This window comes from Desulfovibrio psychrotolerans (assembly GCF_013340305.1).
In the GTDB taxonomy this organism is placed as follows: domain Bacteria; phylum Desulfobacterota; class Desulfovibrionia; order Desulfovibrionales; family Desulfovibrionaceae; genus Halodesulfovibrio; species Halodesulfovibrio psychrotolerans.
Window position 1 is genome coordinate 291,105 of the sequence record NZ_BLVP01000001.1, and the last position, 16,751, is coordinate 307,855.

15 protein-coding genes and 2 tRNA genes are annotated in these 16,751 nt (G+C 56.4%); 3 read left to right on the forward strand and 14 right to left on the reverse strand.

Annotated features, from left to right (window positions below):
- Positions 1–11 precede the first annotated feature (11 nt).
- From rpoD to HUV26_RS01355, 14 genes are all read right to left on the reverse strand, one after another.
- On the reverse strand, positions 12–1,781 hold the full coding sequence (gene rpoD / locus HUV26_RS01295; RefSeq protein ID WP_174408289.1) for an RNA polymerase sigma factor RpoD: 1,770 nt from the start codon (positions 1,779–1,781) through the stop codon (positions 12–14).
- Positions 1,768–3,786 carry a DNA primase gene (dnaG, locus tag HUV26_RS16735; RefSeq protein WP_243451208.1) on the reverse strand — a complete coding sequence of 673 codons (2,019 nt, stop codon included), beginning with the start codon at positions 3,784–3,786 and terminating at the stop codon, positions 1,768–1,770. The genes rpoD and dnaG overlap by 14 nt, the downstream gene beginning before the upstream one ends.
- A 78-nt stretch (positions 3,787–3,864) precedes the next feature.
- The gene (locus HUV26_RS01305; protein WP_174408290.1) at positions 3,865–6,171 is read right to left on the reverse strand and encodes an endonuclease MutS2; all 2,307 of its coding nucleotides are present in this window, start codon (positions 6,169–6,171) and stop codon (positions 3,865–3,867) included.
- Between the two features lie 22 nt (positions 6,172–6,193).
- On the reverse strand, positions 6,194–6,637 hold the full coding sequence (locus HUV26_RS01310) for a GatB/YqeY domain-containing protein (RefSeq protein WP_174408291.1): 444 nt from the start codon (positions 6,635–6,637) through the stop codon (positions 6,194–6,196).
- Between the two features lie 126 nt (positions 6,638–6,763).
- Positions 6,764–6,967: a 30S ribosomal protein S21 gene (gene rpsU, locus HUV26_RS01315; protein ID WP_174408292.1), complete on the reverse strand. Its 204-nt coding sequence runs from the start codon at positions 6,965–6,967 to the stop codon at positions 6,764–6,766.
- A gap of 277 nt (positions 6,968–7,244) precedes the next feature.
- Positions 7,245–7,439 (reverse strand): hypothetical protein, encoded by a 195-nt coding sequence (locus HUV26_RS16740; protein ID WP_243451236.1) that lies wholly within the window; start codon positions 7,437–7,439, stop codon positions 7,245–7,247.
- A gap of 24 nt (positions 7,440–7,463) precedes the next feature.
- On the reverse strand, positions 7,464–7,736 hold the full coding sequence (locus tag HUV26_RS01320) for an HU family DNA-binding protein (protein WP_174408293.1): 273 nt from the start codon (positions 7,734–7,736) through the stop codon (positions 7,464–7,466).
- Positions 7,737–7,930: 194 nt separating this feature from the next.
- A complete protein-coding gene (rsmA, locus tag HUV26_RS01325) occupies positions 7,931–8,749 on the reverse strand; it encodes a 16S rRNA (adenine(1518)-N(6)/adenine(1519)-N(6))-dimethyltransferase RsmA (RefSeq protein ID WP_174408294.1) in 819 nt (272 codons plus the stop codon).
- A 57-nt stretch (positions 8,750–8,806) separates the two neighbouring features.
- Positions 8,807–9,496 (reverse strand): DUF2062 domain-containing protein, encoded by a 690-nt coding sequence (locus HUV26_RS01330; protein ID WP_243451209.1) that lies wholly within the window; start codon positions 9,494–9,496, stop codon positions 8,807–8,809.
- A gap of 62 nt (positions 9,497–9,558) precedes the next feature.
- Positions 9,559–11,604 carry an elongation factor G gene (fusA, locus tag HUV26_RS01335; RefSeq protein WP_174408296.1) on the reverse strand — a complete coding sequence of 682 codons (2,046 nt, stop codon included), beginning with the start codon at positions 11,602–11,604 and terminating at the stop codon, positions 9,559–9,561.
- Positions 11,605–11,665: 61 nt separating this feature from the next.
- Positions 11,666–12,571 (reverse strand): hypothetical protein, encoded by a 906-nt coding sequence (locus HUV26_RS01340; RefSeq protein ID WP_174408297.1) that lies wholly within the window; start codon positions 12,569–12,571, stop codon positions 11,666–11,668.
- A 130-nt stretch (positions 12,572–12,701) separates the two neighbouring features.
- Positions 12,702–13,880: an LptF/LptG family permease gene (locus HUV26_RS01345; protein WP_174408298.1), complete on the reverse strand. Its 1,179-nt coding sequence runs from the start codon at positions 13,878–13,880 to the stop codon at positions 12,702–12,704.
- On the reverse strand, positions 13,877–15,040 hold the full coding sequence (gene lptF, locus HUV26_RS01350) for an LPS export ABC transporter permease LptF (RefSeq protein ID WP_243451210.1): 1,164 nt from the start codon (positions 15,038–15,040) through the stop codon (positions 13,877–13,879). Before lptF ends, HUV26_RS01345 begins: the two co-directional genes overlap by 4 nt.
- 27 nt (positions 15,041–15,067) lie before the next feature.
- Positions 15,068–15,250, reverse strand: a complete 183-nt coding sequence (locus HUV26_RS01355) for a hypothetical protein (protein ID WP_174408299.1) — start codon at positions 15,248–15,250, stop codon at positions 15,068–15,070.
- 194 nt (positions 15,251–15,444) lie between these two features.
- On the opposite strand from HUV26_RS01355, the gene HUV26_RS01360 reads away from it, so the two are divergent.
- The 3 genes from HUV26_RS01360 (at position 15,445) to HUV26_RS01370 (ending at position 16,665) form a co-directional block, all read left to right on the forward strand.
- Entirely contained in the window at positions 15,445–16,251 is an 807-nt protein-coding gene (locus tag HUV26_RS01360; RefSeq protein WP_174408300.1) for an undecaprenyl-diphosphate phosphatase, read from the forward strand.
- A gap of 112 nt (positions 16,252–16,363) precedes the next feature.
- A tRNA-Met gene (locus tag HUV26_RS01365) sits at positions 16,364–16,440 on the forward strand.
- 148 nt (positions 16,441–16,588) lie between these two features.
- Positions 16,589–16,665, forward strand: a tRNA-Met gene (locus HUV26_RS01370).
- Positions 16,666–16,751: the final 86 nt, after the last annotated feature.

Below are 16,751 nucleotides of genomic sequence, written 5' to 3' on the forward strand. Positions count from 1 at the left end.
CCCGTCACCGATCAGCTTTCGTAGTAAGACCGCAGCGTCTGGCTGCGCACAGGGTGCCGCAGCTTGCGCAGGGCCTTGGCCTCAATCTGGCGGATACGTTCACGTGTAACGTTGAACAGCTTACCCACCTCTTCAAGCGTATGGTCAGACTTCTCGCCAATGCCAAACCGCTTGCGCAACACCTGCTCCTCTCGTGGAGTCAAATCCGCCAGCACGCTGGCTATCTGCTCGCTCAGCTTGGTGTTCACCACCTCTTCCGAGGGAGCCACGGCCTTCTTATCCTCTATGAAATCGCCCAGGCTAGAATCTTCCTCGTCACCGATGGGCGTTTCAAGGGAAATGGGTTCCTTGGCAATCTTGAGCACCTTCTTAACCTTGTCGATGGGGTAATCCATACGCTCGGCAATCTCTTCCGGCGTGGGATCCCGTCCCAGTTCCTGCACAAGGTAGCGGGATGTGCGGATAAGCTTGTTTATGGTCTCAATCATATGCACGGGAATACGGATGGTCCGCGCCTGATCCGCAATGGCTCGGGTAATGGCCTGCCGTATCCACCATGTGGCATAGGTGGAGAACTTGTAGCCACGCTGGTATTCGAACTTGTCCACCGCCTTCATAAGGCCGATGTTGCCCTCCTGAATCAGGTCCAGGAACTGCAGTCCGCGGTTGGTGTACTTTTTGGCTATGCTCACCACAAGACGCAGGTTAGACCGGATAAGTTCCTGCTTGGCGCGCATGGCGGCACTGTTGCCGCGCTTGATACGCCAGAGCACCTCTTCCAGATCGCCCACATTGTGGCAGCATTTTTCCTGCAAACGCTTCAGGATTTCAATCTTGCCCACGATCATTTCCTTGAAGGAGAACAACTCCTCCACGGTAAGACCAAGCTCGTCAGCAGCAAGCACGGGATTGATCTCGCGCTCCTCAAGCTTCTGGAACAGGGACTGAATATCCACCTGCGTTTTGCCGGTGGAAAGGATATAGGCGGAAAGGTCGCGCTGGCAGTTATGCATCTGCCGCACATAATCTTCCACGGTTTCAATAATACGGTCTATGAGGGTCTTTTCCAGCTTGATATCGCGCAGGCGGTCAACTATCTCTTCCTTGAAAGAAATGATTTCCTTCTGCAAGCCTGCCACACGCCTATCCAGCGTGGCGCATTCATCCAGCTTCAGATAGATCTTCTTCCGCTTCTTGTAGACAGACTTAATCTCATCCAGCAGTTTGATAACGCGCTCGCGCTGATTCAACTCGTCTTCGCTGGGGTCGTCTTCCTCTATGGTTTTTACCACATCCTTCAGTTTGATGCGGTTTTCCTTGAGGTCATCACCCACATGAATGAGTTCTTCAACGGCAACGGGCACTTCTACAAGGGCGTACAGAACGTCCTGTTCACCCATTTCTATCTTCTTTGCAATGACCACTTCGCCGTCACGGTCCAGCAGAGGCACTGCCCCCATCTCCCGCAGATACATACGCACGGGGTCCGTGCTGCGGGTGGCGTAATCGGCAGAGTCTTCATCCTCCGTCAGTTCAATATCCACATCGGCGGGCTCGTCTTCCGACTCACTGGGAGTCACCGCTATTGCCTTGCCTTCCTTTTCCGTATCGACAATGGCAATGTCGAGCTGATCGAAGATCCCGATGATCTCTTCAATCTGCTCAGGCGTGTTGACTTCAGCAGGCAGCGCCTTGTTGACCTCGTCAAAGGTCAGAAAGCCGCTCACCTTCCCTTTTGCGATGAGGGTCTTGATCTGCTGGATGTCCTTAATATTCCCCATTGGACCTCCCCAAGGATTCGTTTAGCACACGAAGAAGTTCCAAGTCCGCGTCCGGTTCGCCGCCCTGTTTCATATGCCGCATGGCGGCCACGAGCGATTGCCCTTGCTGTTGGCGGCGGTTGCGATCCAGAAAACCGCAGACATCATGAAGCTCTTCCTGCTCCTTTTCGGCAGGCATGGACGTTTCCATCCGGTGCCGTATCCAAAATTCCTTTTCTTTGCCGGTCAGGTACAGGGCTACATCGCCCGCACCATGCTCCACCACTGCCTCCCATAGCCGTTCGGCCCACGGGGATTGCAGCAACTCGCGCCCTCCATGTTCCTCCAGCACAGCCTGAAGGTGCGGATGACGCACAAGAAATTGCAACACGGTCTCTTCCAGCGGCACCGCCAGCGATGGCCGAACCGCCGGGGGCTGCGGATACGGCGTACGGCGGTCTTTGGACCTGTATGTGCCATATCCGCCGGATGCCCGACCAGAATTCTGATCATACTTCTGGCCGGACTTCGGGCCAGACTTCGGACCAAACGGCTGCCCGGACTGCCGACCCGACTGGTAACCCTGATTGTAGCCAGCACCCGCGGCTCCGCCCGTCCGGTCAGGATGCCACCCCGGGCCGTTTTCCATTCCGTAGCGGGCCGACACAGGGTTGCCACCCGGTGCATGCCCATGCCCGGTTCCCTGTCCGGGCTTCTGTGCATACCGCTGCGGCTGCTGTGTCCTGCGCGCAGGGGCAATGGTGGCGCGCAGTTCTGTCTCGTCCAGCCCAAGACCGCTGGCCAGCCGTGAAATATAAAAAGAGCACAATTCAGGCTGAGCCAGTGAATCAAGAAAACGTTTCACCCAGTCCAGAACCTCGCGCGGGGCAAGCTGCGCCACCACGCCCATGCAATAGTCCAATCCATCGGGGGCGGAGTTCAGCAACTGCTCAAATGCTCCTGTACCGTCACGCTGCAGCAGGCTGTCCACGTCTTCGCCTTCAGGCATAAGCACCACCCGGCACTGCATTCCCCGGCCCAGAATCATCTCGCAACTCTTCAACGCGGCCTTTCGTCCGGCCTCGTCTCCGTCAAAAATCAGGTCTATGCTGGAGCAAAAGCCTCCAAGCCGCTTCACCTGCTCAGGCGTAAGAGCCGTTCCCAGCACACCACAGGCGTTATCATAGCCGTACTGATGCAGGGAAAGCACGTCCATGTAGCCTTCCGTCAGCAGTGCGCGCCTCCGGGCACTTATGGCCCGCCGGGCCTGAAACAGCCCGTACAGGTGCTCACCCTTCTTATAGATAGGGGTGTCACTGCTGTTAATGTACTTGGCCTGCTCCTTCTCCGGGTCGGCAATGATGATACGCCCGCCAAAGGCAATCACCTGCCCGCTCAAATCCTTGATGGGGAAGATAAGCCTGCCCCGGAACCGGTCAAAAATCCTGCCCCGCTCGTTCCGGGAAAGCAGTCCGGCCTCCACGCCCTGTTCCGGGGAGTACTCCTCCCGCCGCAATGCATCACTCAGGGATTGCCACGCGTCAGGAGCCCAGCCCAGCTCAAAAGACTCCACAATATGCGGGGCAAGTGCCCGCCGTTCAATATACTTACGGCAGTCTTCACCATCGGGACGGGCCAGATTATCACGAAAATGATCCCTCGCCACCGCGTACATGTGCAGGCACTGCCTGCGCAGCCCCCGTTCCAGCTGCACTTTGGGGTCAGGCCGATATTCCTGAAGCTCCACCCCGGCCTCTTCAGCCAGTTGTTCCAGCGCTTCGCGAAATTCCAACCCGTTCACTCTGCAATAAAAATCAATCAGGTCGCCGGAGGCATGGCAGCCGAAACAATAGTAAAACCCTTCCTGCTCGTTTATGGAGAACGAAGGCGTTTTTTCCTGATGAAAAGGACACAACCCCTTCCACCGGCCGCTCACCTGACGCAGTTCCATATAGCGACGCGCCAAATCGGCAAGGTTGAGCCGGGCCTTAATTTCCCGCACCACGGATTGATCGCGAGCACTCATCTGCATTCTCCCGGCTGCACAAAAACGCCCGCCGGAATCGCGCAAAAGGGGCGTTCCGGCGGCATTTTGCCGCCCGGATTATTTAAAATCGACAATGGTCATGCCATCACCGCCCTGCTCTTCCGATGCAAGACGAAAATTGGCAACGGCAGGAAACTCCTTGAGCAGCCTGTGCACTTCTTTGCGAAGAGCACCTGTGCCGCGCCCATGAACCACCTCCACCTGTAAGACGCTGCCCAACAAAGCCTTGTCAAGAAAACGGGAAAGTTCACTAAGTGCTACATCAGTCCGCATGCCCCGCAAGTCAAGCCTGAGGGAAATATTTCTTTCCGCCTTCACCACTGCACCGCCCAGAGTATGTGCAGCGGCAGGCGTGGCGTTCTTTTCGTCAATAACGGCAAGGTCTTTAGCCTCAGTCCACATAGAAACACCTGCAAGGTCCAGCTTTACCCGGTTGCGCCGTCCGTCCACCTCTTCCACAACCCCGGTCTTGTTCCACGGCAAATAGGTCAGGCGCTGCCCCGGACGTACATCCTCAATGCCGAACGCACGCACAGGCTCCTTGTCTTTTTCCACAAGTTTTTCACGGGTTTTGGCCAGTTGTTTGAGCGCCATCTTATGGCTTACCCGTCCGGCTTTCCAGTCCTGCAGTACGCCCTGTGCCTGAGCCTGCACGGATGAAAACAGGGTGGCACGGTCCTTCTCAAACCGTTCCTCCAACCTGTCGCGCTTGGTCCGGAATTTATCCCGCTCGCGTTGCAGTGTCTCAATTTCCTTTTCCCGCTCCACGGCAAGGCTGTTCAGCCTGTCGATAAGCGCAGAGGTGTCTTCACCATCCATCAAAAGATAGCTTTCCGCCCTGCGCAGCACGCTCTCCGGCATGCCGTGCTCACGGGCCACATCCAACGCCTGCGAGGCTCCTACCTGATCATAGGCAAGACGGTACAAAGGCTTCTTGGTGGCAGGGTCAAACAGCACAGACGCTGCGCGTACCTGCTCGCGCCCAAGCGCATAGGCTTTAAGCGCAGGAAAATGTGTCGCCGCAGCCACACAGGCTCCCTTCTCAAGCAACCCGTCTATCACTGCCTGCGCCAGCGCCGCCCCCTGCGCGGGGTCCGTTCCCGCGCCAAATTCGTCCAGAATAACCAACGCCTGTTCATCCGCCCGGTCCCACAGCGCGCTCAAATGCCTTATCTGCGCCGTGAACGTGGAAACATGTGTCTCCAGACTCTGCTCATCGCCGATAAAGGCAAACACCCTGCTCCAATGCGGCAACGAACTCCCGGACGCCACAGGCACGGGCAGTCCGCTCATGGCCATAAGCGTGATAAGCCCGAGTGTCTTCAGGCACACGGTCTTGCCCCCGGCGTTGCCTCCGCTTATAACCAGCGCCTTCTGGCCCGGCTTAAGAACGATATCCAACGGCAGAGATCCCTGCTCAGAAAGGGCTAACAGCGGATGGCGGGCCGCATGAAGCTGCAGCGGCGCATCCGCCAAAAGCTCCAGTGCTCCTCCGGCAAAGGCATCGGCAAGGGCACATTTTGCCAGCAGCACGTCCACCGTGACCAAAAGATCATGCACCCCCCGCACCGAAACGAACTGCGAGCGCACAAGTCCGGTCAGGTAGACGAGAACCTTGCGTTCCTCTTCCCGCTCCTGTCGCTTAAGCTCCTGCAACTCGTTATTCAGTTCCACAAGGAACATGGGCTCAAAGTAGCAGGTTTCCCCGGTCTGGGAATAGTCGTGGATAATTCCCTGCACCCGTCCCTTAAAGTTGCTCTTCAGCGGCAGCACATAACGGTCGTTGGCAAGGGTGATGTACTCATCCTGCATGTATTGCAGAAGATTGTACGTCTGCACAACCTCTTTAACTTTGCGGGTGCAGGTCTGGTGAATACGCCGCACTTCCTGACGCACCAGCAGCAGTTCGGGCGAACTCTCATCACGTATCTGCCCGTTCTCGCCCAGACAACGCGAAAGACCGGACCAGCACTGCCCCGGCCAGGGATATGCCTGCACGGCGTCTTGCAGCAAAGGCCACTGCACGCCGTTGCCCGGGACGGCAGCAATGGAATCCACCAGTTCCCGTGCCTGTGCCAACACCTGCCTAAGCGCCCACAGATCATCCAGATCAAGCACATTGGCGGCACCCTGCACAAACTCGAACATACCGGTAAGCGGAGCAAAGGGCCGCAGCCTGAATGCAGAAAACTGCGCCCACACCTGTCCCTGCCGGAAAAACTCCGTACGTTCGCGCGCCTCCTCAGGCCTGTCGCAAGGCGCAAGGGCAAGGCAAGCCTGCTGCCCGGCTTCGGATACAGCAAACCGCGCAAGGTGCGTCAGCACCTTGTCAAATTCCAGATTCTGGAGAGTACGTTGTTCCATGCGGCGAATACTTGGACGAAGATCAGGCAAGACGTGCGCGGACAAGCGCGCTCAGCACCTTGCCGTCCACACGCCCTTTATATCCCGCCATGATAGGATTCATGACCTTACCCATGTCTTTGGCTCCTGCGGCACCTGTTTCCGTTATGGTCCTGTCCACAATGGCAACAAGTTCCTCTTCGGAAAGAGGCTGGGGAAGATACGCCTTCAGCACTTCCAGTTCTCCGCGTTCAATGGCGGCCAGATCTTCCCTGCCTGCGGAGGTGAACTGCTCAATGGAATCCTGACGCTGCTTTGCCTGCTTCATGATGACTGTAAACAGGTCATCATCCGTCAGTTCACGCAAAAGCTCCACCTGAAGATTCTTGGCAGCGGTTTTAAGATGGCGCAAAACGCCCAGACGGACCTGATCTTTGGCCTTGTAGGCGGCAATATAGTCGGATTCTATCTGCTTTGCGAGGCTCATGGCGGCAACCTTGTGTAGGAGGGAATAACAAAGAATAATGCGGGGACTCGTGGTTATCCGAATCCCCGCCATATCGCACCATGCAGTATACATGAATGCTCCCCGTCGGAACGGGAAGACGCGGGCCTAGCCCACGTTCATCTTTCTCATCTTCTTGATGAGACGCTTGCGTGCAGCAGCCTTTTTCTTCTTGCGCATCACGCTGGGCTTCTCAAAGTGCTGACGCTTCTTCATTTCGGAGAGCACGCCAGCCTTTTCCACCTGCTTCTTGAATCGACGCAGGGCGATGTCGAAGTTGTAATCGCCATCTTCAAGGAATACACCGGGCATTAAAAATCACCACCTTCATGCAACATTCCGCAGAAGCACCCTCAAGGCACCTCGAGGCAAGGAGATTTCATAAACCGGTTTACTGTAAATGGCAAGCCCAAAGACGCCTAAAAGACATCAAACAAAGGCAAAGAAAAAGGCCTGCCCGAAGGCAGGCCCGAGAATACACAACATTCCACCGGCCATTAGCAGTCGTCACCCTATCGGAATGCCGCCCGAACACCCGTATCGGCCAGCCGGAACAACAATCTTGCGCCCCTCAGATCAGCAGGGAACACTAATGGCTTCCGTGCCCGTGACCGTGACCGTCATCTTCACGAGCTTCCCGGATAGATTTGAGAATAACGTACCCAAGCCCGGAACCGATGACGAACAGAACGGCGTATAAAACACCAAAGAAAACAAAATGATCAGCCATCCACCACGGAATATCCTGTGGCAGAGGACTATGCAGAGTTTCACCGTGCAGCATCATTGTTACAGCCTCCGAAGCTATTTACTTGATAGCTTCTTTCAGAAGCTTTCCGGGACGGAACTTGACCACCTTTGCGGCGGGAATGGAAATTTCTGCGCCTGTACGGGGGTTACGCCCCTTGCGCTCCTTGCGTTCTTCCACGACAAAGGTGCCAAAACCGGTCAGGGTAAGTTTGCCCTCTTTTACCAGCACACCTTCAACCGCTTCAATGAACGCATTAAGCGAACGTTCCGCGTTCGCCTTGGTCAGATTGGCCTTCTCAGCAATCTTCTCAACGAGATCTGCCTTCGTCATTTGCCACGTCCTCCTCTCTGGGGTTTACCAAAATACACGCTTGGCAAAAATGTATCACCTAAAGCTCGCACTCACGCACCCAGGCGACTTTGAGATTTTTTTCTCAAACCCAGAAAACCCCTATCAGATGCGTAAATCTGGCGCAATGGTAAATATTGCCTCGCCCAAAGCGAAACACGATTTTATACGTCAAGTCAAGCAGGAATCCAATTTTTCATAGTAGTTGCAAGAATCTGGAACTGCTTTGGCGTAAGGTTCTCAGGCCGTGCGGTGGATTGAACGTTCGCCTCCGCAAACACGGACTCCATATCTTTTCCAAGATAACCCTTCAGAATTGTTTGAATCTGCTTCCTTCTCTGCTGAAAGCACGCCTTCAGCAACCAGGAAAGCGCAGCGGCGTCAAAGTCCCGTTCCTCTAAGGGCAGAGGGGTAAACCGCACCACAGCGGAATCAACCTTGGGGCGCGGCTTGAACACGCTGGGGGGTACTATGAACAAACGCTTGGGAACACAAAAGCTCTGCAACCAGACAGACAGGGCACCGTACTGCTTCCCGTGCGGCGTGGCGACAATGCGGTCCGCCACCTCCTTCTGGATCATGAACACCGCGCGCACAAGGCCAGTCGCCCTGCTCAATATGTCCCACATGAGCGGAGAAGCCACATTGTAGGGCAGATTGCCAATGACCTTCCAGCGCTGCCCCGGTGCAAGATTCTCCCACGGAAAAAGCAGCGCGTCGGTAAGCACCACCTGCATATCCGGCGCACCTGCCGGCGGATTCCGCCTGTGCTCAGTGGCCCAATGAAAGTCTTTTTCAAGAATAGCAAACCATGCCGGTTTGCGGGCATGGATCAGATGAGTGAGCGCGCCGGGGCCGGGACCGATCTCAATTACCTTGTCACAGGGGCCAATATCCAGCTCGTCCACAATCCGATTGGCTATGTTCTTGTCATGCAAAAAATTCTGGCCCAAGCTCTTTTTAGCACGTGGGCCGGAATGAATGTCCAGAGTCATGGCGTGATTCCCGGATAAAATGATGATTTCCGCAAAACGGACCGATCAATACTCCGGTTACGGAGTCGGGTCCTGCGACGGGGTACGGCGTGCCTCGCCATTAGCACCGGTAAAGGCAGTTCCGTCCGTTCCGGCTCCCATTCCTTCCCCGGTGCTTCCAACTTCCGCCCGTGAGGAAGAACCGTCAGGAGCCTGCTCCGCACCAACGGAACCGCTTGTCTGCAAGAGTGTTCCGGCAGCCTCCGCTCCCTCTCGGTTCCCCTGCTTAAGCTGGTACTTCTTAATGAGCCGGATCATACGCTTCTGCCGATACCCATGCACAGCCTTAAAAGAGAGCACATAGGTCAGAAAGGCTGCCGGAATGCCCATTAACATGCCCCCGGCAAACATGGTCAGCACCAGTCCCCATCCCTGCTGGATCATGGCCTCTAACTCGAGGTTGCGAAAATCAAGCCTGGGGACATCAAAAGGCAACACGGCCTTGCCCACATAATACATGAGGGAATAAAAGGGAATGACATTCACCGGATTGGAAACCCACGTCCCGATGGCTGCAGGAATCTTGCTACCCCGTACCAAAAAAGCAAGCGCCACCGCCACCACGGTCTGAAAAGGGATAATGGGCATAAAACCCACCAGCACCCCTACAGCCAACCCTATGGCAATAGAGTGGGTAGTTGCCTTTAGACGCAGCAACTTAAGGTAGTTGAAACGAAAAATACGTTTGAATGATTCCCATCTCTGCACGAACAGGCACTCCATGTAATTATACACAGGAAAAAAGACTAGCCCGAATAGAAAGAAAACAGTTACGCCAGCGTGTCAAAACGGGCAAAAGTCAGCGCCAATCCCGCTCTGCCCTGTGTCACAGACCGCAGATCGGTGGAAAAACCGAAAAGCCTGCTCATGGGTGCCAGAGCCTGTATAATCTTAAGCCCCGCGCGGTCAAACATATTCCCCACCCGCGCCCCCTTCATACCCAAAAGGCTTATGGCATCGCCTACATGCTCATCGGGAACGCCTATTTCCACCTGCATGATGGGCTCCAGCAACAACGGCCCCGCAAGCTCCATGGCCTCCTTCACAGCCAGGGCGGCAGCCATGTGAAACCCTGCGGGTGAAGACGCCCCGTCCTTCCGCTCCATCTGCAGAACAGCCACGTCTGCATCCTGCACAGGATATCCCTTAAGCACACCGCTCATAAGACTATCCGTAATACCTTGCTCCACCGCGTCAAGCCACGCAGCAGGCCACCCCTCCGTATCCATGCCAAAACGCACGCGGTTCCCCTTGTCCCGCTCCCTCGGCGCGATGCCCACAGTCACCTTGCCAAAATGCGGCTGGTCGCCCAGCTCCCTGTCAAACACACCGGTCGCCTGCGCTTCGCGTGACACGGCTTCCTGATAAACAACCTGCTGATTCCCTACCCGGGGTGACAACTTGTATTCTCTCCGCAACCGGTCAATTACCACTTCCAGATGCAACTCCCCCATACCGGAAATGACACGCTCCCCCGTGTCCTTATCCAGAACGTAGGTAAGGGTAGGATCTTCTTGAAGATACTTCTCCAGAACCTCATCCAGCTTATCGCCCTCCTCCGAATTCTTCGGCTCAAGCGCAAGCGAAATAACAGGTCGGTATGCAGCAATATTTTCAAGAATATAGGGCACACCCTCTTCGGCAATCGTATCGCCGGTACGCGCAGACTTAAGCCCGGCTGCGGCCACAATATCCCCGGCGTGGGCTTCGTCTATGCGTTCCTGATGATATGCATGCAGCCGGTACAGGCGTGAAACGCGTTCCGACTCCCCCTGTGTGATGTTCCTGTACACCTCTCCCGCCCGGATGGTTCCGGAGTACAGGCGCATAAGCGCAAGCTTGCGCCCCTCATCCATAACTATCTTAAAGACCAGCGCCCCCAGCGGCGCAGATGGGGAAACTTCCAGCGTCCGCTTCTGGGCGGAATCGGCCATAACGGCCACAGCAGGCTCCACGTCCAGAGGGCCGGGAAGATAGCTCGCAACACCGTCCAGAACAAGCTGCACCCCGGCATTACGCAAGGCAGACCCCGCAAAAACAGGAACAGCCTGCAATTTCACCGTTGCCGCGCGAATGGCCGACCGGATTTCCGCCTCTGCAATCTCTTCTCCCGCAAGGTACTTCCCCATAAAGGCGTCGTTGACATCGGCAAGTCCTTCCAGCAGCCGCTCGCGCCATGGCGCGGCATACTCGCGCTCCTCGCCGGTCAGAAGCGACCGCGTATACTCGCGCCCCTGCGATTCCTGATCAAACTCCACGCGTTCCATTGTCACAAGATCAATGACACCCCGAAACCCCTCCCCCTGCCCGAGCGGAATGACAACCGGCAACGGGTTGGCCTTAAGCCGTTGGCGCATGGCCTCCAGCACAGCCTCAAAATCCGCTCCTGAACGGTCCATTTTGTTGATGAAGGCCAGCTTGGGAACATGAAATTTCTCAGACTGCCGCCACACCGTTTCAGACTGCGGCTCCACGCCGCCCACAGCGCAAAACACGCCGATGGCTCCGTCCAGCACGCGCAGACAGCGTTCCACCTCTATGGTAAAATCCACGTGCCCCGGCGTATCAATAATGTTTATGGTGTAGGGGCCCCATTGGCAGCGCGTGCAGGCAGAGGCAATGGTTATGCCGCGCTCCTGCTCCTCAGGCATAAAGTCCATGGTGGCTGTGCCCTCATGCACCTCGCCCATTCTGTGAATGCGGTCACTATAAAAGAGAATGCGTTCCGTAAGGGTGGTCTTGCCTGCGTCAATATGGGCAATAACCCCTATATTCCTGAGCCGTTCCAAGTACTTTGGCGATACTGCTTTTGTCATGTCCCGTTCCTGCGCCGACGGAAGAGTGTGAATGTAAAGCCGTAGCTACCTGCACAGAACGCTATGTCCCGCTCAGAACAGAAAGGCGACGCTGCATAAAAAACGCCGGAGGAAGCCCGGGCCAAACCCAGCAGGCCTCCTGCCCCGGCCCCAGCATAAGGGGAATGCTGTCCGGCACAATGTCCACCATGCGGGAAGGACCTGCAAAGGCCGCGAATCCCTGCCCGTCTCCGGCGGATATAAGGGCGCGTTCCCAGTCTCCGTCCGGTGCGTGAACGGGCACTACGCTCCAGTCAGGATGCGACCACCGCAGCACCTCCACGTCCACACGTTCTTCGTCTGAAGCACCATGAGTCTCAAAGGCATGTCCAGCCTCCTGTGCCACAGCTATATCGTGCAGCAACGGTTCGCGCCAAACCTGCACCGCCCCCCCGCACCATCCGTAAAAGCAGGGCATCTGCCGCGCCTCATCTCCGAACAACAGAAACCTTCCGGCACCGCACGTCCGCATATGCTCGGACAACTGCGTCATCATATCCGGTGAAAGACTGACCACAGCCTCCTGTCCTGCCAGCTCCAGTGCCGCAAGAACAGGAGCATGCCAGGCATGTCCGCCCTCCGCCACACGCACCACAAGAATATCGGCAACCCCAGCCAGCAGCGCGGGCAGCAGCCCGGCCAGCAGCCGGGGACCGGAAACGTGGTCGCGCGACAAAACAACCACGCACCACTCCACGGGCCGCTCCTCGGCTATGCTCGTAAACCCCTGCCGCCACTGGCGCTCATCACGCCTCCACGAAGTGCCCCAAGAAACACCCGAAGAACCGTGCAGGGTGTGCAGCCGCGCAATGGCTGTCTTCAACCACGCCCTGCGCATGGCTGGCACATCGTCATATGCCGCCCCGAACACATCGTCCGGCACAAGATGGTCATAAAGCCATTGGGGAAAAGAACTCTCCTCGAACATCGCTCCTCACTTCACTGTGCCCGGCCACATGCGCGCCCGGTGCGGTCTTTCAGCTGCCCTTCGTAGAAAAATTACGCACAAACAGTGTATATCCGGCCACAGTTCAGGGCAACCGGAACCGGCACATCGGCTACCGGGTATCCGCAGCCCCCTTCTCCTTCCTGCGCACAATGGGATGGGCATGGTGGGGGTTGCCCCACTTTCTGGGCCCGTCTTCATCTTTGTACGCGATTTTTCCACGGGGCCTCGTAAACCACAAAATACGCCCTCCCGCCACTGCGGCGAACAGGATATCCGCCCCCCACGCCGCCATAACGGAATAGACCAGCCCCTTCTCACCCAATGAACCGCCAAGGGTGAACAGCGCATAGTAGGCAAAGGTTATGACCAGTCCCACTCCGACACAAAAATACAGATTGTCCTTCCACGTCAGCAACATCAGCGCCACAAGCCCCATGACCACCAACGATCCAGAATAGGCAAGTTTCATGTGAAAGACGGTGCGCAGCCCCTCCACATTGGAACCGGAGGCCTGTAGCTGGCCAATGGCATCCCACAGCTTCCACAGCGGCAACTTCTGCATATCAGCTCGGGGGTCAATGGCCTGAAAAGCCGCAACATCCTGCTTCAGGGGCAGGCTGATTATGTCGGCACGGCCTGTTGTGAACATGCCCGGATCCAGAATGCGCACATCCCTGAGCAGCCACCCACTTTTTTCAACCGTAAACGACTTCGCCCGCAGCACTTGCAGGATATTGCGTCCCTCGCCATCCAGTTCATAAACGGTAATATCCTCACCCGTGTTACGGGCGGGCTGAACACGCCCCAGGTGCACCATGTTGTCGCCTTCGGTAAACCACACGCTATGCAGCGTTGCAGCTTCAATGCTCTTCTTGCGCACCTCCTCCCGCCATATGCGGGCCGAAAGCTCTTCCCCCTTCACTCCGAGAAACTGTGAAAAACAAAGCTGCACCATGGCCCACATCAGCCCGTACAGGATGAAAAAGGAAGCCATTCTGGCAAAGGATATTCCTCCAGCCTGCAAGGCAACCAGTTCACGGGCACGGGCCATGAAACATAGCTGCAAGATGCAGGCAATAAGGAAGACGGCGGGCAGTATCTGGGAAATGATCAGCGGAATCTTGGACAGAAAATACGTGGCAATAATACCTACGCCCACAGAAGCTTCCAAAAAATCATCCAGCCTGTCGAACAGATCGGAAAGCAGGTACAGACCAATCCCCACCGAAAGTACGGTGAACATGAGAAAAAGGTTCTGCCGGAGCAGATAGCGCGAAAGCAGACTCATGCCTCACGCTCTCTGCGCCGCAGACGGAACGGAATGTGCCGCAACATGGACACCACGTTGAGCGAACGCTCGCGGGTGGCGCGTCGCAGCCCCCATACCCCCAGAATCATGAACAGCAGGTTGGGTAACCATATCACCGCAGCAGGCGGAGCAATGCCGGATTCGCCCACCGTAAGCCCCACGGAAAGCAGACTGTAATAAACAAGGAAGTTAAGCAGTGCCAGCACCACGCCCATCTGCCTTTCAAGCCCCTCAAAGGCGCAGGCAAGCGGCATGGCAAAAAGCCCCAGCACTATGCAGGCAAACGGCAGGGCAATACGCTTTTGCATCTCCACAGCCACCTTAAGCATGTAGGCGCTGTTTTCCCCTATTTCACCGGCGCCCGTCATAAGCAGTCCAAGACTTTCCCACGACATTTCCTTGGGCTTCACCTCACCAAGATCAAACCCTTTAAAAAGCTTGTTCAGGTCCAGACGCACAACGTATTCGTCAAAGGAAAGAACGCTTATGCCCCCCTCCTGCTGCCTGTAGACCTTGCCGTTGTTCAGGCGCACCAGAATGTCGCCGTGCACCTTGTCCGTTTCCAGCCTGCCTTCAGGCGCAATGATGGTGATGCCGGCTTTCCCGCGTGAGCGGTCTTCCACCATCACCTCTTCCATCCTGCCGCTGGCGTTGTCCACCTGACGCGCATACACCGTAATTCCGGGAATGCTCTGGTTAAACACGCCGGGCTGCATGACGATGCGGGCACGGGTCTGGGCAATGTCGATGATGGTGGAGCGAAAATGTCCCATCCCCCACGAGAGCCCGTAGAAAGAAATGAACAGGTTAAACAGCGTGCACAGAATGCAGAACAGCACCGGTGCAGGCAGCATCTGATACAGGCTCAGACCGCCTGCCTTCAACGCGACAAGCTCACGGTCCGTGCTCATGCGTAAAAAGGTAAGAAAAACGCTGAGCATACAGGCAATGGGCACAATCAGCAGCAGGAAAAACGGCCCAAGATAGACAAAAAGCATTGCCATATCCACAAGCCCCACCTCCAGCCCCAGAAAAAGCTCCCGCAATTGAAGAATGCGCCCAATAAGGATAAGCGCCAGCAACGATCCGAGGCAAAGCCCGAAAAGGGAAAGAAGCTCCCGGAATATCTCCCGGTGCAACAGAGGATACGTAAACAGTGAGGCCCCCTAACGTTCGGCCTTTGTGGGTTTAAACAAATCCTGCAGCATCTGCGCATCCTTGGGACTCAGATTGAACCGCATGCCAGCCTCATCCAGCAGCACAGGCAAAGGTCGCCCTTCTTTGCGCTCGTCTTCAATATATTGCGCTGCCTTACGCACAAGTTCGCTTGTGGGCATTATCGTAGCCATGGCCCCTGTCCCCTTTGATTGCTGTTTTCCGCTCATGGCGGAACAGTGTTCCGCAGTCCGCAGCGGCCCGTCAAAACCGAACAAACCTACACCACTCGCGCCGCGCTTGCAACACACCCCACCCTTGCGGTATTCCGTGGGCACGCGTCCCGGCCACACCATTTCCACCCATTTCACACCAACAGGATTTTGCAATGACAGATATTCTTCCTGCCGTATGGCTGGGTATTGTTGAGGGGCTGACCGAGTTCCTCCCCGTGTCCTCCACCGGCCACCTCATCATCGCAGGCAATCTTCTGGATGTTACCGGTCCCAAGGCCGATACGTTTTCCGTGGTCATCCAGCTGGGAGCCATCCTTGCTGTGGTGGTTCTGTACTGGGAACGGTTCATGGGCCTCATCATACCCAAATCCACCATGCGGTTTTCCGGCCTGCGCGGCCTGTGGCTGCTTTTTCTCACCTCTCTGCCCGCAAGCCTTCTGGGGCTGGTGGCCCACAGCACCATAAAGCAGTATCTGTTCAATCCCATTATGGTGGGGCTGGCTCTCGGCGTAGGAGCTCTCTACATACTGTTTGTAGAGCATCACGTTGCCGGCCGGGAAACGGAAGAACGCTACGCCACGCTGGACGATGTTACACCACGGCTCGCGCTGGGCATTGGCCTCTTCCAGTGCCTCGCCCTGTGGCCCGGTTTTTCCCGCTCCGCCGCCACCATTATGGGCGGCATGCTGCTGGGCACAAAGCGGTCGCTGGCTGCCGAGTATTCATTCGTGGCCGCCGTTCCCATTATGGTAGCCGCCACTGGCTACGACATGCTGAAGAGCTATCACCTCTTTTCGGCGGACGATCTTGTTTTCCTGAGCGTGGGATTCGGCGTCTCCTTCCTTTCGGCATGGGTCGCCGTCAAGGCGTTCATCTCGCTTGTGGGACGCATAACCTTCAGGCCCTTCGCATGGTATCGCCTCGCCCTTGCCCCTGCCGTGCTCTACTTCTGGTCATGACAGGTAAAAAACACCCTGCTGAAGACTTGCCATCCCCGCCGCTTTTGTATAAGCAAGTGCCCGTTGCGTTGTCGTCCGCCCGCTGATTCGGCTTGCAGACCGACGCACCTATGGCGAGGTAGCTCAGATGGTCAGAGCATGCGGCTCATATCCGCAGTGTCGGGGGTTCAATCCCCTCCCTCGCTACCAGCAAGCACGCCCCCGAAGGTTCATAGCCTTCGGGGGCTTTCGTTTTTCAGATCTTGTCCAATTTTCTTCTTGACTTCCGAACGCTCTTCAAGCAAAAGCCTCTGCACGCCAAGCGCGGGAACCGCAAGGTGCCGTGCAGGGTTCATACGGCGAGGTAGCTCAGATGGTCAGAGCATGCGGCTCATATCCGCAGTGTCGGGGGTTCAATCCCCTCCCTCGCTACCAGACGGCAAAATCCCCCGGATTCATCATCCGGGGGATTTTTTCATGCGTCACCATAGGCCGGTCCTTGAACACCCGCCGCAAAAAAC